Source organism: Microlunatus sp. M237, assembly GCF_056896895.1.
The window spans coordinates 578569-596219 of sequence record NZ_JBXHBL010000001.1 but is presented as its reverse complement, the minus strand read 5'-3'; the positions used below and the strand labels follow the sequence as shown (position 1 = coordinate 596219).

Below are 17651 nucleotides of genomic sequence, written 5' to 3'. Positions count from 1 at the left end.
AAAGTTGCAGGTCAGGCGTTGGAGCGCTTGCGGATGAAGCCCCAGATCAGCAGCACGATGAGGCTGCCGATAACCGCGGTGATGAGGCCCTTGAAGCTGAAGATGTCGTCGTAGCTGACATCGAGCAGCAGGCCACCCAGGAACCCACCGAGGAGGGCTCCGACGATCCCGAGGATGATGGTGGCCACCCAGCCGCCGCCTTGCTTGCCCGGCAGGAGGGCCTTGGCGATCGCTCCTGCGATCAGGCCGATGACGATGTATCCGATAATTGTTCCCATAGCGTTCAACTTACAGTGTAAATGCGGCTCGGCTGACCACCTGAGCGTGATAGCGGGTCGCGTGTCGCGGTTCTGGGGGTCAGGTCAGGGTTCCACTAGGCTGCCGCCATGCCCTTCGTCCACCAGTTGCTGGTGCTGATCCACCTGGTCGGTTTTGCGGCGCTGTTCGGTGGTCTGTTGGTCCAGGCCCGGTCCCCTCATCCGGAGGTGAACGCGACCATGCTGTACGGAGCCTGGACCCAGCTGGTCAGCGGCCTGGGACTGGTGGTGTTCCTCGAGCTCGGCTGGGACCCCACCGTCGAGGGTGAGCTCAACCACGTCAAGCTCGGGGTGAAGCTCGTGGTGACGGCGCTGCTCGTGCTGTTGGTGGCGAAGAACCGCAAGTTTGAATCCATCCCCAAGGGCCTGTGGGCGATCATGGCCGTCCTGACGCTCGGCAATGCCGCACTGGCCGTGCTGTGGCAGTAAGGTCGAGGACACGATGAGACTGTCCGCGCGGGTCGACTACGCCCTCCGCGCCGTGTCGGAGCTGGCCGCGGTGAATGCCCCGCGCACGGTGGACCAGCTGTCGGCGGCCCAGCAGATCCCCAACAAGTATCTCGAGAGCATTCTCGGGGAGCTGCGCCGTGGTGGGCTGCTGCGCAGCCAGCGTGGCCCGGATGGTGGATACAGGTTGGCGCGTCCCGCGGCGGAGATCAGCATCGCCGACGTGATCCGGGCGCTGGACGGTGAGCTGGCGAACGTCCGCGGCAGCCGACCCGAGCACCTCGAATATGTCGGCGCCGCGGCCCCGCTGCAACAGGTCTGGATCGCCCTGCGAGCTTCGGAGCGGGCGATCCTTGAGTCGGTCACCCTGGCGCACGTCGCCTCAGGCCAGATGCCGCAGAGCGTGGTCACCTTGGTGGCGAACCCGTCGGCCTGGAGCTGAGCCCTGCCGCCGGCTGGCCGGGCAGCAGATCTGCGGCCGGCGGATCACCGGCCGGCGTCCGGCACGAACAGGACAGCGTCGATGCTGAGCAGTTGGGCCGGGTCCAGCGGCGCGTAGCCGTACCAGGGGGAGACGCGCGCTGTGGGCCCAACGTCGGCGAGCGCCTCAGCCAGCCGGCGGGCGTCGAGCAGGCACGGCTGCGCCACCGCCGCGTAGAGCATTCCCTCGACGGTGTCCGGAGGGGGCGCGTCCACGCCGCGGTCCCGGATCGTTCCCAGGGCTGTGGCCAGGAACGCATAGTCCCGGCCCAGCTGGACGGCGGCGATCGCGCCCGCGCTCCACCACTGGACGGGCGCCTCGCCCATCCGCATCGAGCTCCGGTCCCGCTGCAGGTGGCTGTTGTGGGCGTTGACCAGAGTGGGGCCCTGCTCGGCGAGGGCGAGCAGGTTGGCGGCCATCATCGAGTCCCGCACGCCCAGCAGCTGAGCCATCCGGCTCGGTGTGCGGTCGGCCATCGCCGAGTGGTAGCGCAGCAGCCCGCTAGCGGTCCGCGCGTACAGGCGGGCGCGGTCCCACTCATCCCGCGACGACTCCGCGACCAGCTGTGGGGCCTGCATGTCGAGCAGGGCGATCAGATCACCGGTGATCAGCCGCAGCGCCCGGGCGTGGGACGTCTGTCCCACGGACTCGGCCGGCTCTCTCATGGCGGCGGGATTCGTCCACTGCGCGTCGTCGCCGATCAGACGATCGAGTGCCTGGTCGGTGCACGGCAGCAGCTCGGCCGGCACCCGGGCGGCGAGGTAGTGGTGGAGCGCGGTGACGCACTGCCGAGGGCTCGCCGCTGCGTGGATCTCCAGCGGCCCGTCGAAGCCGGCGAAGTGCACCTGTTCGGTCCCGGAGCGGCCCTCGTTGTACGCCCGCATCCAGCGCACCAGCTCCCGGTTGCCCGCGAAGGCGCCCCACTCGTGGCTGAAGCCGCGCTCCATCACCTCCTCCAGGGAGCCGATACCGGAGGTGACGTACTCCTCCACGATCAGACCACCCAGGCAGTCGCTCTCGAGGGCGATCCTTCGATAGCCATGCTGCTCGACGAGTTCGAAGAAGAGGTCGTTGCGCAGCCGGAGCAGCACGTCCTCGCCGTGAGTGGGCTCGCCCAGCGCCAGCAGGCGGGGGCGGTCGACCAGCAGCCCCATCACGGTGTCGGCGTCGACCAGCTGGGGGATGGTGGCGAGTGGGTCAGTCATACCCTCAACGCTATCTTTGAAGCTCCGGTTGAAGCTTCTGCGAAGAGTTGGAGGCGCGATGGTTCATAAGCCTCAAACGGGGGGAAGGCTCCGGCCGGTCGATCTGGCCCGTCCGCACCACCTGTCCACCCAAGCGGTCAGGAACTATGAGGCCGCCGGTATCCTGCCGCCGGCCGAGCGTACGGCCCAGGGCTACCGGGTCTATACGGTGGCGCACGGGTATGCGCTCCGCGCCTTCCTCGCCCTGGTGCCCGGGCACGGACACCAGACATCCAGGTCGATCCTGCAGGCGGTCCACCGGGGCGCCACCGACGATGCGCTGCAGCTGATCGATGCGAGTCACCTCGAGCTCGTCGAGGACCGTCGCACCCTGCAGGCAGTCGAAGTTGCTGTCGGTGACCTCGAACCGGAGCAGACCGACCGAGGTGACGTCTTCATCGGGTTGCTGGCGGACCGGCTCGGGCTTCGCCCGGCCACGTTGCGTACGTGGGAACGCGCCGGCCTGCTTCGACCGCGCCGGCACCCGCAGACGGGATACCGGGTGTACACCGCGGCTGACGTTCGCGATGCCCACCTGGTGCACCAGCTCAGACGCGGCGGCTACCTGTTGGCGCAGATCGTGCCGGTGATCGCGCAGGTCCGATCAGCCGGGGGCCTTGCGCCGCTGGAATCTCTGCTCCGGGACTGGCGCGCCCGCCTGTCGGCCAGGAGGCGGGCCATGCTCGGCGGCGCGGCGGCCCTGGATGCGTATCTGAACTTGGAAGGTGCCCGAGGTCACCGCGAGGCAGGCTCGGAATCGTCACGGGAGGCGGAACGCAGCACTGGCTGACGCAAGATCGTTCTCAGCTTCTCTGGCGGTGTCCGGCGAGCGTCGTTGAGATAGATCTCATGGTGCTTGCCGGTCATCCGCAGCGACTGCGCCGGGATGAAGTCGTGGTGCATCGCGTCCAGCACCGGGGCTTCGTCGTCGTACGAACCGACGTGCAGCGTCTGCACGACCAGCCCTTCATCGAAGGATTCGAGGCGCAGAGCGTCCAGCGCGGGCGCGCCGCCCTTCCGCGCGACCGCCAGCCGGGCCGCGTCGAGGTCGTCGGCGGTGAGCCACTCCGGCACCATGTTCATCAGCGTCCAGTCCCAGCGCGACTTGTCCCGGGCGGTCGTGAAGGCGGTCAGGTCGTCGGACCACCAGAGAGCTTCCAGGGGCATCACCGTGTAGTCGCGGCCGAGGGTGGACTTGCTGGCGAACTTCAGCGAATAGGCGACGGGATAGATGGTCCTCAACGCCTCGGCATAGGCCTGGGAGGTGTTCGGGTCGCCGTGGCCGTCGACCATCAAGAACTGCATCGCCGGCACGGTGACGATCTCGAACCCCCGGCGTGCCGCGTAGGTCGAGATCTCCTTCTTCAAGTCGGTCTTCGTCATCGCCTCATTGTCGGTGCTCGGGGGACCCAGGAGGGGGTGCACCACCTCCTGGGCATAGCAGGCACCGACGTGGACAATGCCGGCGCTCGCCCGAGGGTCAAATGCCCCGACGTCGCCGGACCAAAACAAGATCGACTGACTCCATCTCCGTGGTCGGAGGCCGCGCCCGTCGCGCCCCGCGATCAGACGACTCCCAGCCGCTGATCCGCGTGGATTGCTCCCAGAATGAGACCGACCTGCGTCAGGTTCGCGCCTGCGGGTAGTCAGGAGGTGGCGGCCCGGCAATGAGTACGGCGCCGGGCCAGCCGGAGGCGCAGGCCGGTGTTAAACAGTCAGCGCCAGGCCTGCGTTCTTCTGGTCGCCGGACCGCTCGGCTGAGCGGTCCGGTCGCCGTCAGTCTGGGGCGGAGGTCGCGGTGGGGGTGCGGCGCGTGTCGACGATGTCGCGGGCGATGTCGTACAGCTTGCGGTTCTCGGCCTGCGACACCCGCCGCAGAAAGGCGAACGCCTGTGTCGCGCTCAGTTGGAACCGTTCCATCACAATGCCTTCGGCCTGCCCGATGAGCGTGCGACGCCCGATGGCGATGTCGCGATGGCCGATATCCCGGGCCGCGCCAAGCGCGACGGCGACATGCGCGGCCAACGCCAGGCCGACGGCGTGATCCTGCACGGTGAACGCGTCGGTTCTGCGGGAATAGAGGTTCAGCGCCCCATACGCCTCGTCGGTCGTGAACAGCTGGAAGCACAGCAGGCTCCGTACGCCCAGCTCGTCGACAGCCCGCGCCGCCCACCGCGGCCACCGCTGGTCGAGGAGCAGGTCCGGGCTGGACACTGTGTCGTACCGGGCGAGGGTGTTGACGCCCGGGCCTTCGCCGAGCTCCTGCTGCAGCTGGTCGGCGCGAACTGCCAGCTCATCAGTTGCCGATGGCGTCTCCAGCCGTCGGCCCGTGCCCAAGACCAGCGTCACCCCGGCCCAGTCACAGGTGTCGATCAGCTCAGTCGCGACCTTGACCGCACGGTCCAGCGTCGAGCCCTCATCCGCCTCCGCGCGCATCTCTCGCGCGATCGCTGCGAACCGATCCGCTGGCGGCTCTTTATCCACCACAGAGCACACCTTACTAGAGGTTCGGCGGGCCGACCGGGGCCCGATCGGGCGGTCCGCACCCTGCGCGCAGGCGCGCGGATAGGGTGGAACGGCCGTCACGTCTGGGAGGGTGATCGATGTCATCGGTAGCGGCCACAGGCACCTGGAAGGACCCCGACAACGTCCGCCGGCCCGCCGGCGTCGTTCACGCCTGGCGCCCGGGAACGAACCAGACAGTGTGCGGGCTGGCCCTGAGCAAGTCCCAGCTGACGAAGTTTCCGGGGACGGCGTGGGCCGATGTCCAGCCTGCCACCGGCCGGCACGCGGACGAGGTGACCGAGGTGTGCCGGCGTTGCGCTGCGGGGATGGGCGCACGTCGAGACTCGAAACCGTGGCGGCGGATCAATCCCCGTCCGTGACGATTGTCCCGACTTGACGCGTCGGCCGGGCAGACCTCAGCGCTGTTCCGAATTATGAGACGAGGGTCCGTAAAGTGAGACAAGCCCTCGGAGGGCCCGCCACTCCTGGTTAGGGTTGACCACAATTCCTACCAAGTCGGTAGGCAAACCAGAGGTGGCATCCCGTGAAGAAACTGATCATCCTCGCCCTAGTGGGCTTGGCGGCGCAGCTCGTCGACGGCAGCCTGGGAATGGGGTACGGCGTTACGTCGACGACCCTGCTGGTGCTGGCGGGCCTCACTCCGGCGGCGGCGTCGGCGTCGGTGCACTTCTCCGAGATCGGCACCAACCTCGCCTCCGGCGTCTCGCACTGGAAGCTGAACAACGTGGACTGGCGCGTGGTCGGACGGATCGCCGGGCCCGGTGCGGTCGGGGCCTTCCTCGGCGCGACAGTCTTGTCCAGCCTGTCGACCGAAGCCGCCGCTCCGCTGATGTCGGGCATCTTGGTGCTGCTGGGTCTCTACATCCTGGTTCGATTCATCCTCGGCATCAAGCCGAGCCTGCGCAAGCAGCTCACCGTCAAGTTCTTGGCCCCACTGGGGCTGTTCGCCGGCTTCATCGACGCCAGCGGCGGTGGCGGCTGGGGACCGGTCGCCACACCGGCCCTGCTCGCCGACGGTCGGCTCGAGCCGCGCAAGGTGATCGGCTCGGTCGACACCAGTGAGTTCGCCGTCAGCGCGGCGGCGAGCATCGGCTTCCTGGTCGGGCTCGGTGCGGCCGGGATCAACTGGAGCTTCGCACTGGCCCTGCTCGTCGGCGGTCTGATCGCGGCGCCGCTGGCGGCGTATCTGGTCAAGGTCGCCCCGGCCCACCTGCTCGGGGTCGCCGTCGGAGGCATCATCTTGGTGACTAACGCCCGCACGCTGCTCAAGGGCTACGACGTGGCCGACCCGATCCGGTTCGTGGTCTATGGCGCGATCCTGCTGGTCACCATCGCCGGCCTCTATCTCGCCGCCGTTCGGAACCGCAACGCCAAGAGCGCCGCCGCGGACGAGCCGGAGTCGCTTCCCGTCTGAACCGGAGCCCCCGGCGTCGGCGCCGCGCTACAACAAGGGGCGCAGGGGAGTGAGCACCGTCTCGGAGAACTTCACCATCGCGTGCCGACGGTGCCACTCCTGCGAGGTCAGCTCCACGGTGTTCGAGGTGTCGATGGCGAAGATCTCCTCCATCTGGCGGGCCACGTCCGGGTCGAACACCTCCATGTTGATCTCGTAGTTGCCGCTGAGGCTGAGCCGGTCGATGTTGGCGGTGCCGATCGTGGACCACTGCCCGTCCACGGTGGCGGTCTTCGCGTGCACCATGGCCCCCTGGTAGAGGAACAGGCGTACCCCGCCGCGCAGCAGCTGGCCGTAGTAGCCGCGGGACAGCCAGTCGGCCACGATGTGGTTGGACTCGGCCGGGACGATGATGCGTACGTCCACGCCACGCTTGGCCGCCCGGATCAGGCCGGAGAGCATGTCCTCGTCGGGGATCAGGTACGCGTGCGTCAGATAGATGTGGTCGGAGGCACGGTCGATGGCTTCCAGATACATCCCCCGGATCGGGAAGACCAGATTGCGCGGGATGTTGCGGTGGATCCGGATGGTGGGCTGCCAGTGCACGCCGCCGGTGTCGGGCAGCGGCCGACGCTGACGGCCGGGGAAGAGGTTCCAGTAGTCGACGAACGCATTCTGTACATCCCAGACGATGTCGCCGGTGAGCCGGGCATGGGTATCGCGCCAGTCGGTGGCATACAGCGACCCGATGTTGTAACCACCGAGGAAGGCGGCGTCGTCGTCCACCACCAGAATCTTGCGGTGGTCGCGGCCGGTGTTGCGCGGGATCCGCAGACCGCGGACCAGCAGCGGGTGGCGGCGGACCTCGATCGAGGGCGGGAAGCGGAAGAACCGTCGTGGCACCACCAAGTTGGCGAACTCGTCGAACACCACGTACACCTTCACGCCACGCTCGGCGGCGTCGATCAGGGCATCCTTGAACGCCTGGCCCACCGCATCCGACTTCCAGATGTAGGTCTCGAAGAACACCTGACGCTTGGCCTGGCGGATCGCACCGAGCATGTCGGCGTACAGGTCCTCACCGTAGGTGTAGACGGTGACCTCGGAGCTGCCGGTCGTGACCGAACGTGGGGGCACCCGGGGAAAAACAGCAGGCGCCCGCTTCCGCTTGCGTCGGCTGTCGACCACCAACAGCGTGGCGATGGTCGCAGCCTGCACGCCGACCGCGCCCAAGAGAGTGCGCCGGACGATCTTGCGGAGCGGAACGTGGCGCAGCCTCATGGGTCAAATCTACGCGCAGCCGGGTCGTTGGGCCGGACTGTCCATCCGACGGCCTGGGTGTCGGCTCGGCGGCTGTCGCCGCGGGCGTCTAGGGTTGAAACGCTATGACCATCCTGCCCGAACCCCCACCCTCAGCGAGGACCCCAGGGATGCCCGAGGACCTTTTCCCGCAGGCATCCACGCCGCGTCCACGCTCACGTCGAGGTGGCGGTCTCGACGCCGCGAAGCTGCTCGAAGGGCTGAACCCACCACAGCGTGAGGCCGTGCTGCACGCCGGTGCCCCGGTCCTGGTGGTCGCCGGTGCAGGTTCGGGCAAGACCCGCGTCCTGACCCGGCGGATCGCCTACCTGGTGGCGGAACGCAACGTGCACCCTGGGTCCATCCTGGCCATCACGTTCACCAACAAGGCAGCGGCGGAGATGCGCAGCCGGGTGATCGACCTGGTCGGCAACCGTGCCAAGCTGATGTGGGTCTCCACCTTCCATTCCGCCTGTGTGCGGATCCTGCGGGCCGAGATCGGCCGCTTCGGCATCTCGCGAACGTTCTCCATCTACGACGACGCCGACCAGAAGCGCCTGATGCAGCTGGTGGCCCGCGACCTCGACCTCGACGCCAAGCGGTTCCCGGTACGGTCGCTGATGAACTGGGTGTCCAACCTCAAGAACGAGCTGGTCGACCATGAGTCGGCCGCCGACAAGGTCAACACCACCGACGACGAGACCAGGCTCGAGGTGTACCGGGAATACCAGCGCCGGCTGGTGGCCGCGAATGCCCTGGACTTCGACGACCTGATCATGACCACGGTGCACCTGCTGCAGGCGTTCCCGGACCTGCGCGAGCAGTACCGGCGCCGCTTCCGCCACGTCCTGGTCGACGAATACCAAGACACCAACCACGCGCAGTACTCACTGATCAGGGAGCTGTGCGGGGCGGAGCCGACCGGGGACGGTCCAGTGGTCGACCCGCCCGAGCTGATGGTGGTCGGTGACTCCGATCAGTCGATCTACGCCTTCCGCGGCGCGACGATCCGCAACATCCTCGACTTCTCGCTGGATTTCCCCGGCGCCCGGACGATCCTGCTGGAACAGAACTATCGCTCCACCCAGACCATCTTGAGCGCGGCCAACGCGATCATCTCCAAGAACGAGGGCCGCGCGGAGAAGCGGCTGTGGTCCGACTCCGGCGACGGCGAGCCCATCGTCGGATACGTGGCCGACTCCGAGCACGACGAGGCGCAGTTCGTGGCCGAGGAGATCGACCGACTGCACGACGAGCACGGTGCGCGCTACAGCGATGCAGCGGTGTTCTATCGCACGAACGCTCAGTCACGTGCCTTCGAGGAGGTCTTCATCCGGGTCGGACTGCCGTACAAGGTGGTCGGCGGGGTGCGCTTCTATGAGCGGCGCGAGGTGCGTGACGCGATCGCGTACCTGCGAGCGATAGCCAACCGCACCGACGACGTCTCGGTCCGGCGGATCCTGAACGTCCCCAAGCGGGGCATCGGGGACCGCGCCGAAGCGGCCATCGAGGCGCTCGCCGCCAAGGAGCGGATCAGCTTCGCGGAGGCGCTGCGCCGGGCCGATGAAGCTCAAGGGCTGGCCACCCGCTCGGCCAAGCAGATCGCCGCGTTCGCCGACTTCCTCGACGCCCATGAGGCGATGGTCACCGAGGGCGTTCCGGCCGATCAGATCCTGACCAGTGTGCTCACCGAGTCGGGATATCTGGCCGAGCTGCAGGCCTCGACCGACCCACAGGACGAAACCCGGATGGAGAACCTGGTCGAGCTGGTCGCCGTGGCCCGGGAGTTCGTCACCGGCGCGACCGCGGCACCCGACCTCGGACCGGGTGGGGAGGCCGACCTCGCCGCCTTCGAGCTGTCTCTCGCCACGTCGCCGACCGTTGCGCCCGCGACGGCGGCTACCGCGGTGGACCCGGAGCTGGACCTCGGTGCCGGCGCGCCGGAACCCGACGCCTCGCTCGGCGCCTTCTTGGAGCGGGTGGCCCTGGTCGCCGACTCCGACCAGATCCCCAGTACGCCCGACGGGGAGGATGCGGGAGTGGTGACGCTGATGACACTGCACACCGCCAAGGGACTGGAGTTCGACACGGTGTTCCTGACCGGGTGCGAGGACGGCGTGTTCCCGCATCAGCGGGCCTTGGCCGACGCCACCGAACTGGCCGAGGAGCGGCGGTTGGCGTATGTGGGCGTGACCCGCGCCCGTCAGCGGCTCTATCTCACCCGGGCGGTGGTCCGCGCAGCCTGGGGGGCGCCGCAGCACAACCCACCCAGCCGTTTCCTGGCCGACATCCCGCCCCGGTTGGTGGACTGGCGGCGGCTCGAGACGGCCACCACCACCTGGCGCAACACCTCGGCCACCGGCCGTGCGGGGACCAGCACCTGGTCCAGCTCGGGCCGCGACAACCAGTCGTGGCGCAACGCTGTGGGCTTCGGCGCGCGGCCCAAGGCCCGTGAGATCCCGTCGCTGGTGGCGGGGGACCGGGTGCTGCACGCCACCTTCGGGATGGGCAGCGTGGTGGCCACCTCCGGTAGCGGTGACGACGTGAAGGCCGACGTCGACTTCGGTTCCGCCGGGCTCAAGCGGCTGTCGCTCCGGCACGCACCGCTGGAGAAGCTCTGAGCTTCGAGACGACGGGCCCGGGCGCATAGCGCATCCCGGGCCCGCGACCGTCAGGGTCGGTGGCGACGGCTCCCGTCAGGGGCGGACGCCGAGCTTCTTCAGCCATGGCTCGGGGTTGGTCGCCCGGTAGACGTCACCGGGTGTGACTCCGGCCGGATAGAGCTCGAAGTGCATGTGCGGCCCGAACGTACGTCCGGTCATCCCGACCTTGCCGAGTGACTGCCCGCCGCTGACCTTCTGACCCACCGACACCGAGACGGTCGACATGTGGGCGTACAGCGTGCTTTTGCCGTCGTTGTGGCGGATGGTGACATAGCTGCCTGCCCACCCGCTGGCGCCACCGCCGCCGCCGGCATGGGTGACGACCCCAGCGGTCGGCGCGTAGATGGACGTGCCGATCGAGGCGGCGAAGTCCATCCCGGTGTGGTAGCGCGACCACGAGCCGACCTGCCCGAACCTGGCCGAGATGGTGTAGCCGCGGCGCAGCGGAAGCGACGCCGCGCTGGCGCGCTTCTTCGCGACCTTGGCCCGAGCGGCAGCCTTGGCCTTGGCCCTCGCTTTCGCGGCAGCCTTCGCCTTGGCTGCGGCAGCGGCCTTCGCCTTCGCTGCGGCGGCCGCCTTCGCTTTGGCTGCGGCAGCGGCCTTGGCTTTGGCTGCGGCGGCCGCCTTGGCTTTGGCTGCGGCAGCGGCCTTGGCTTTGGCTGCGGCAGCGGCCTTCGCCTTAGCCGCGGCAGCGGCCTTCGCCTTAGCCGCGGCAGCGGCCTTCGCCTTAGCTGCGGCAGCGGCCTTGGCCTTCTGCAACTGCTGAGCCTTCTGGGCAGTGGCGGCCGATTGGGCGCTCAGCTTCTTGGCCCTCGCTGCAGCGGCCTTCGCCACTGCTTCCTTGTCGCTGGCCTGACCGGCTGCCGACAAGTCGTTGGCTCGCTGCCGCGCGAGCGCGGCGATCGCCTCGGGGGTCATCGGGTGGCGCCCCGCGGAACGGCTGGTCTGTTGGTCACGACTCTGGAAGGGCGAGGACTGCGCAACCTCGGTCGGGGCCGACGTGGACACCGTCTGGACGGTGGCGGCCTGGGATGCTGCCCCACTCAGGGCTACGGAACCAGCCAGTCCGAGACCGAGGACCGACGCGGACAGCGCCGTAAGGCCGTGCTGTAGCCGACCCTTTCGACTGGGGTGGAGGTTCTTCAGATTTCGGCGCGCATGGACGAACAAAGGCGTCAACCGGGGCACAGACAAACTCCTACAAACGACGACATGGTTGTGGTCACTGCTCAATCGCCGAACTCACACGGATCGCTTCACGCCGCCGATTGAAACCCGCCTACTAGGGCGGTGGACTCTTGTCAACCATAACGGATGGGTAACAGGCACCAAAACGATCGGCGTACCAGTTGGTTTGATGGTATTGCGGTCCGGGGCGGTTTGGACCGCAGAATCTTCGGCGCTGGGGCGCCTGAACAGGACGGTGGTCTGCCGGTGTTCGGCGAGGTCGAGCGCGCGCCACGCGGCGGGACCGAAGGCGCTTCTAGCGCTCAGGGAGCCTGAGGGCGCTCCGAGCGGTCAGCGAGTCTTGGGGGCGCTCCGAGCGGTCAGCGAGTCTTGGGGGCACTGCGTGCGTCGGCGAGTCTGAGGGAACTGCGAGCGCGCGGGGGAGTTTGACGGCACTGCGAGCGCTCAGGGGAGTTTGCCGGCCCTGCGAGCGGTCAGCGGGTCTGCCGGCCTGCGGGCGGTCAGCGAGTCTGACCCGAGTTCTGCTCAGCGGGTCTGGACGCCGCTGGCACTCAGCCAGGGCTGCGGGTTGACCGCGCGGTAGACGTCGCCGTACTTGACGCCTGCCGGGTACAGCTCGAAGTGCAGGTGGGCACCGAACGCCCGACCCGTCTGGCCCACGTGACCGATGACCTGGCCGGCCTGGACGGTCTGGCCGGCACTGACCGACATCGATGACATGTGCGACGACATGGTCGTCATGCCGTCGGCGTGCTTGACCGCGATGTAGTTGCCGGCCCAGTCGCCGGAGTTGCCGGCGAACAGCACGACGCCGGACTTGACCGCGCGGATCGGGACGCCGTACGCGGCACGGAAGTCGAGGCCGGTGTGATAACGCGACCACAGGCCGTACTGGCCGAAGTGCGCACCGATGACCGCACCGGGAACGGGGGAGGCCCCGCCGCCGCCGGTGGGGATGGTGCTGAGGTCGGGCTCGGCCGGCACGCCGGGCGCGGTCGTGGTGGACTCGACGGCCTCGCGGGCGTTCTGCGCCTGGACCCGGGCCGCTGCCGCCTCCTGGCTGCGCCGCTCGGCCATCCTGACGGCCGCGGCGCGCGAGGCGCGCTCGGTGGCCTCCAGCGACTTGGTCCGCTTCTCGCTGCTCTTGTCCTGGGCGGCGCGGACGATCTCTTCGGCGGTCTTGGTCAGATCCTCGGCTCGCGCCGCGGCGCGCTCCCTGACCTGGGCGCTGCTGATCGATCGCGAGGTGGTCTCGGCGTTGTCACGACGAGCGAAAGAGGCCAGCGCGCCATCGGTGGCCGCGGGCTTGGTCGTGGTCGGCGCGGGTACGCCCAGTCCGCCGAGCTGTCCTGCCGGTCGCGGCTGAGCAGGTGCGGCGGCCACGCCGGAGGTGGTAGCGGCGTCGACCCCGCCAGAGGTCGACTGCGCATTGGTCGTGAGAGTCACCGAGCCGGCGACGGCGATACCCAGAGCAGAGATGGCCAGCGCGGCGATACCGTGCGACAACCAGCCGCGGCGGTCAGCCGGTTCCACATCTGCGATCAGCGCCCGACGGGACATGCGTCGGAGCGACTGGGGTGGCACGTTGCTAGCTCCTCGTCTTCGGCGACCTGGATGGGCGTCGGTCCGGACCGCCTGCGCGGAACCGGTCTCTCGCCCGATGCATCCAGGAGGGGGAAGAGCGCCCAGATGAGACATCGGTGGTAATCCACCGCGCACTTCCCCCGCGAAGGACGCAGAAGAAAGATAACGGATAGATAACCCAACCGCCAAACTTCCTGACGGCAGCAAGAACAGTCTGCCCCAGATCGGGGTCGGCGTCTGTATCCACAGCAACCGCTTCAGCCGGCTGCGTCGGCCTCGGCGCTCGACGACTCGTCGTCGAGCTCGCGCAGCGCGGCCGCGACCTCGAAGGCGATCCGGGCGCTGTGCGGCAGCGACATGTGCCCCACCCGGTGCACTTCGACGTTGCGGACCCGCAGATCGGGATGCTCCAGCCTGCCGCTTCGACTCGGCACGATCAGATGGTCGAGATCGCTGTAGAAGGCGACGAAGCGCGTGCTGCAGTCCGGGGCCGGCTCCGCCAGCTCGGTCAGCAGCTCAGAGCCGGGCGCCAGCTGCCGGACCAGCGGCAGCGCCCGGCCTGCCCTGGCCAAGGTCGTGCCCGCATGGGGGGTGCCGAGAGTGACGAGGGTACGGACCCGGGCATGGCCGCCCATCCGCTGGACGTAGTACCGCGCCACCAGCCCGCCGAGGCTGTGCCCGACCAGATGCACCTTCTCGTAGCCGGTCTTGGCCACCAGACGCTCCACCGCCGTGGCCAATGCCGTCGCAGTGCTGCGGACGTCGCGGGTGAGCAGGCCGTAGTCGAAGTGGGCCACGGTGAAGAAGCCCCGGCGGCGCAGCGCACGATCCATCCGGGCGAACACGGTGTGGTTGTCGATGATGCCGTGCACCAGCAGGATCGGGGTGACGGCGACGTCCACGCCGTGGTGGACCATGCCGCGTTGCTCCACCGAGAGATCGCCCTCGGCAGACGTCGCGGTCGGCGGGTCACTCGGCTGAGCGCCGAAGGGGTGCTGAAGGCGGAGGCCGAAGGGATAGTGCAGCAGGTGCGCTGCGGTCCAGCCCGCCTCCAAGAGCACCCCGGACGCGATCCGGGGGACGTCGGTGACCCGCACCCGTGGCAGACCCCCCAGGGTCGACTTCAGCACGGACTCAGGGTACTCCCCGCTACGCTGCCGATGTGGATGCAGAGCAGCCGACGGAGCCGACGACCCCGCTGCGGGTCGTGGTCGCCAAGCCCGGTCTGGACGGGCACGACCGAGGGGCCAAGGTGGTCGCCCGCGCGTTGCGCGACGCCGGCATGGAGGTCATCTATACGGGTCTGCACCAGAGCCCGGAACAGATCGTCGCGACCGCGATCGCCGAGGATGCCGACGCGATCGGGCTGTCGGTGCTGTCCGGGGCCCACATGACCCTGTTCGCCCGGGTGGTGCAGCTGCTGCGAGAGGCCGGGGCCGACGACATCGTCGTCTTCGGCGGCGGCATCATCCCGGAAGCGGACCGGACTGAGCTGGCCGAGCTCGGCGTGGCACAGGTCTTCACCCCGGGAGCGACGATGGCGTCGATCGTGGAGTGGGTGCGCAACAACGTGTCTCGTTCTTCGACGCTCTGAGTCGCCCACCGGGGGAGTCCTGGCCTTCGGTGGCCCGACCGGATGGGCCGGGATCTGGACGCCCCGAACGCCGGTTCCGGTCCGCGACCACTAGGCTCGTCGTTGCCCGTCCACCCACGGGCACCTCCCGCCGGGCGCGTACCTGCGACCGCCGGAACGTAACGAAAGCGAGGAAGAACCGTCGTGGATCTGTACGAATACCAGGCGAGGGACACCTTTGAGGAGTACGGCGTTCCCGTCCTCAAGGGCATCACCGCCACAACCCCGGACGAGGCCAGGACGGCTGCGGCCGAACTCGGCACCCCGGTGGTCGTGGTCAAGGCGCAGGTCAAGACCGGAGGCCGCGGCAAGGCCGGCGGCGTCAAGATCGCGCGTACGCCCGACGAGGCGGCGCAGCGCGCCGAGGAGATCCTCGGGCTCGACATCAAGGGCCACGTGGTCAAGAAGGTGATGATCGCTGAGGGCGCCGATATCGCCGAGGAGTACTACTTCTCCCTGTTGCTGGACCGAGCGAACCGCAGCTACCTCGCCATGTGCTCGAAAGAGGGCGGCATGGACATCGAGCAGCTCGCCGTCGAGCGGCCCGAGGCACTGGCGCGCATCCCGGTCGATCCGATCGTGGGTATCGATCAGGCCAAGGCCGACGAGATCGTCGCGGCCGCCGGTTTCGACGAGGCCGACCGCCCCGAGATCGCCCGCGTGCTGCAGCTGCTGGGCAAGGTCTACGCCGGTGAGGACGCCACGCTCGTCGAGGTGAACCCGCTGGTGAAGACCGGCGACGGGTCGATCGTCGCCCTCGACGGCAAGGTGTCGCTGGACGAGAACGCCGACTTCCGCCACCCCGAGCACGAGGCGCTGGTCGACAACTCCGCCACCGACCCGCTGGAGAACGCGGCGAAGGAGAAGGGCCTGAACTACGTCAAGCTGGACGGGTCCGTCGGCATCATCGGCAACGGCGCAGGTCTGGTGATGAGCACGCTCGACGTCGTCGCGTACGCCGGTGAGCAGCTCCCGGGACGGCCCCAGCCCGCCAACTTCCTCGACATCGGCGGCGGCGCGAGCGCGGAGGTGATGGCCAACGGCCTCGAGATCATCCTCGGCGACCCCCAGGTCAAGAGCGTTTTCGTCAACGTCTTCGGCGGCATCACGGCCTGCGATGCGGTGGCCAACGGCATCGTGCAGGCGTTCGCCCTGCTGGAGAGCCGCGGCGAGGCAGTCACCAAGCCGCTGGTCGTCCGGCTGGACGGCAACAACGCCGAGCTGGGGCGTTCGATCCTGAACGACGCCGGGCTGCCCGGCCTCGAGCAGGTCGACACGATGGACGGAGCAGCCAAGCGGGCTGCCGAGCTGGCTGCGAAGTAGGGGAGTACTGACATGGCAATCTTTCTCAATTCGGACTCCAAGGTCATCGTCCAGGGCATGACCGGCTCGGAGGGCCGTAAGCACACCGCGCGGATGCTCGCCTCGGGCACCAAGATCGTCGGCGGGGTCACCCCCGGCAAGGGCGGCCAGACCGTCGAGTTCCCCGGGTCCGAGGCCGGCTCGTCGACCAGCGTTCCCGTCTTCAACTCGGTGGGCGACGCGATCGAGGCCACCGGCGCCAATGTGACGGTGATCTTCGTCCCGGCCAAGTTCACCAAGGGTGCGGTGATCGAGGCGATCGAGGCCAAGATCCCGCTGGCCGTGGTCATCACTGAGGGTGTCCCGGTCAAGGACAGCGCCGAGTTCTACACCCTGTCGCAGGGCAGCGCCACCCGCCTGATCGGGCCGAACTGCCCGGGCCTGATCTCTCCGGGACAGTCCAACGCCGGCATCATCCCGGCTGACATCACCAAGGCCGGCCGGATCGGTCTGGTGTCCAAGTCGGGCACGCTGACCTACCAGATGATGTATGAGCTGCGGGACTTCGGCTTCTCGTCCGCCGTGGGCATCGGCGGCGACCCCGTCATCGGCACCACCCACATCGACGCGCTGCAGGCGTTCCAGGATGACCCCGACACCGACGCCATCGTGATGATCGGTGAGATCGGCGGGGACGCCGAGGAGCGGGCGGCGGAATACATCAAGGCCAATGTGACCAAGCCGGTCGTCGGCTATGTGGCCGGCTTCACCGCACCCGAGGGCAAGACGATGGGCCACGCCGGCGCCATCGTCTCCGGGTCCTCGGGCACGGCGGCTGCCAAGAAGGAGGCCCTTGAGGCCGCCGGGGTCAAGGTCGGCAAGACGCCGAGTGAGACCGCCGAACTGATGCGCGAGATCATGCAGGGCCTTTCGGCCTGATCGAGTGAGCTCCCGAGCGCCCCGGACCCTTTGTGGTCCGGGGCGTTCGTGCGTTTTCTCGACCATCCGGGTACGCCACCACGAGGAGAACAGATGTGGTCCACCGAGTCGTCTCGCACCGTCTATGAGAACGCCTGGATCCGAGTCCGTGAAGACGTCGTCCGCCGGCCCGACGGCGCGCCGGGCACGTACGGCGTGGTCGAGGTCCGCAGCCCGGCAGTGTTCGTGGTGCCGGTGACAGACGACGAGGAGGTCGTGCTGGTGCAGGTCGACCGCTATCCGACCGGCAGCCGTTCGTGGGAGGTCCCGGCCGGGGGTTCGGACGGGGAGGATCTGCTGGAGGCGGCCCGGCGGGAGCTGCGTGAGGAGACCGGGTTGGCGGCGCGAGCGTGGCAGCCGCTGGCGCGGATCGAGTCACTCAACGGGGTGGCCGCCGCCCCGGGCCGGGTTTTCCTGGCCCGAGGACTCCACCCGGTGGCGGGAGCCGAGCAGGAGGCGGAAGGCATCACCGCCGTCCGCCGGGTGCCGGTCGCCGAGGTGCTCTCGATGATCGGGCGGGGGGAGATCATCGACAGCGAGACCCTCGGTGCACTGCTGCTCGCCCTGATGGCGCTGGGCCGCGTCCGGTGAGCGCG

Annotated in this window: 17 protein-coding genes; 9 read left to right on the top strand and 8 right to left on the bottom strand. The window is 68.6% G+C overall.

Translation table 11 applies throughout. The annotated features are described in order from the left end of the window. Positions 1-11: 11 nt before the first annotated feature. Complete coding sequence (locus tag AC1XX3_RS02760; RefSeq protein ID WP_483319546.1) at positions 12-278, bottom strand: GlsB/YeaQ/YmgE family stress response membrane protein; 267 nt, start codon at positions 276-278, stop codon at positions 12-14. 108 nt (positions 279-386) lie between these two features. On the opposite strand from AC1XX3_RS02760, the gene AC1XX3_RS02755 reads away from it, so the two are divergent. Together AC1XX3_RS02755 and AC1XX3_RS02750 are read left to right on the top strand one after the other, a co-directional pair. Continuing rightward, positions 387-746 carry a hypothetical protein gene (locus AC1XX3_RS02755; protein ID WP_483319545.1) on the top strand — a complete coding sequence of 120 codons (360 nt, stop codon included), beginning with the start codon at positions 387-389 and terminating at the stop codon, positions 744-746. A gap of 13 nt (positions 747-759) precedes the next feature. Continuing rightward, positions 760-1206 carry an RrF2 family transcriptional regulator gene (locus tag AC1XX3_RS02750; protein ID WP_483319544.1) on the top strand — a complete coding sequence of 149 codons (447 nt, stop codon included), beginning with the start codon at positions 760-762 and terminating at the stop codon, positions 1204-1206. A gap of 44 nt (positions 1207-1250) precedes the next feature. Here the strand turns inward: AC1XX3_RS02750 and AC1XX3_RS02745 are convergent, their stop codons facing one another. Continuing rightward, on the bottom strand, positions 1251-2450 hold the full coding sequence (locus tag AC1XX3_RS02745; RefSeq protein WP_483319543.1) for an erythromycin esterase family protein: 1200 nt from the start codon (positions 2448-2450) through the stop codon (positions 1251-1253). Positions 2451-2508: 58 nt separating this feature from the next. Between AC1XX3_RS02745 and AC1XX3_RS02740 the strand changes: the two genes are divergently transcribed. Next, positions 2509-3279 carry a MerR family transcriptional regulator gene (locus AC1XX3_RS02740; RefSeq protein ID WP_483319542.1) on the top strand — a complete coding sequence of 257 codons (771 nt, stop codon included), beginning with the start codon at positions 2509-2511 and terminating at the stop codon, positions 3277-3279. Here AC1XX3_RS02740 and AC1XX3_RS02735 read toward each other — a convergent pair. Then, complete coding sequence (locus AC1XX3_RS02735; RefSeq protein ID WP_483319541.1) at positions 3225-3872, bottom strand: GyrI-like domain-containing protein; 648 nt, start codon at positions 3870-3872, stop codon at positions 3225-3227. The two genes, AC1XX3_RS02740 and AC1XX3_RS02735, sit on opposite strands and share 55 nt — an antisense overlap. A 393-nt stretch (positions 3873-4265) precedes the next feature. Further along, entirely contained in the window at positions 4266-4973 is a 708-nt protein-coding gene (locus AC1XX3_RS02730; RefSeq protein WP_483319540.1) for a GAF and ANTAR domain-containing protein, read from the bottom strand. Positions 4974-5538: 565 nt separating this feature from the next. Here AC1XX3_RS02730 and AC1XX3_RS02725 point away from each other — a divergent pair. Further along, positions 5539-6429: a sulfite exporter TauE/SafE family protein gene (locus AC1XX3_RS02725; RefSeq protein ID WP_483319539.1), complete on the top strand. Its 891-nt coding sequence runs from the start codon at positions 5539-5541 to the stop codon at positions 6427-6429. A 27-nt stretch (positions 6430-6456) separates the two neighbouring features. Here AC1XX3_RS02725 and AC1XX3_RS02720 read toward each other — a convergent pair whose 3' ends face one another. Next, the gene (locus AC1XX3_RS02720) at positions 6457-7689 is read right to left on the bottom strand and encodes a phospholipase D-like domain-containing protein (protein ID WP_483319538.1); all 1233 of its coding nucleotides are present in this window, start codon (positions 7687-7689) and stop codon (positions 6457-6459) included. A gap of 149 nt (positions 7690-7838) precedes the next feature. Here AC1XX3_RS02720 and AC1XX3_RS02715 point away from each other — a divergent pair, with 149 nt between their 5' ends. Next, a complete protein-coding gene (locus AC1XX3_RS02715) occupies positions 7839-10328 on the top strand; it encodes a UvrD-helicase domain-containing protein (RefSeq protein WP_483319537.1) in 2490 nt (829 codons plus the stop codon). Between the two features lie 75 nt (positions 10329-10403). Here the strand turns inward: AC1XX3_RS02715 and tolA are convergent, their stop codons facing one another. From tolA to AC1XX3_RS02700, 3 genes are all read right to left on the bottom strand, one after another. Next, positions 10404-11558 carry a cell envelope integrity protein TolA gene (gene tolA, locus AC1XX3_RS02710; protein WP_483319536.1) on the bottom strand — a complete coding sequence of 385 codons (1155 nt, stop codon included), beginning with the start codon at positions 11556-11558 and terminating at the stop codon, positions 10404-10406. Between the two features lie 525 nt (positions 11559-12083). After that, positions 12084-13142, bottom strand: a complete 1059-nt coding sequence (locus tag AC1XX3_RS02705) for a M23 family metallopeptidase (RefSeq protein WP_483319535.1) — start codon at positions 13140-13142, stop codon at positions 12084-12086. 257 nt (positions 13143-13399) lie between these two features. Beyond that, positions 13400-14272, bottom strand: coding sequence for a lipase family alpha/beta hydrolase (locus AC1XX3_RS02700; RefSeq protein WP_483319534.1), 873 nt, complete (start codon positions 14270-14272; stop codon positions 13400-13402). 32 nt (positions 14273-14304) lie between these two features. On the opposite strand from AC1XX3_RS02700, the gene icmB reads away from it, so the two are divergent. The 4 genes from icmB to AC1XX3_RS02680 all read left to right on the top strand — a co-directional run bounded on the left by icmB (position 14305) and on the right by AC1XX3_RS02680 (position 17646). Further along, complete coding sequence (gene icmB / locus AC1XX3_RS02695) at positions 14305-14736, top strand: coenzyme B12-dependent isobutyryl CoA mutase small subunit (RefSeq protein WP_483319533.1); 432 nt, start codon at positions 14305-14307, stop codon at positions 14734-14736. A gap of 183 nt (positions 14737-14919) precedes the next feature. Further along, on the top strand, positions 14920-16098 hold the full coding sequence (sucC, locus tag AC1XX3_RS02690) for an ADP-forming succinate--CoA ligase subunit beta (protein WP_483319532.1): 1179 nt from the start codon (positions 14920-14922) through the stop codon (positions 16096-16098). Positions 16099-16110: 12 nt separating this feature from the next. Next, positions 16111-17016, top strand: a complete 906-nt coding sequence (sucD, locus tag AC1XX3_RS02685; protein ID WP_483319531.1) for a succinate--CoA ligase subunit alpha — start codon at positions 16111-16113, stop codon at positions 17014-17016. 93 nt (positions 17017-17109) lie between these two features. Next, positions 17110-17646, top strand: coding sequence for an NUDIX domain-containing protein (locus tag AC1XX3_RS02680; RefSeq protein ID WP_483319530.1), 537 nt, complete (start codon positions 17110-17112; stop codon positions 17644-17646). Positions 17647-17651 lie beyond the last annotated feature (5 nt).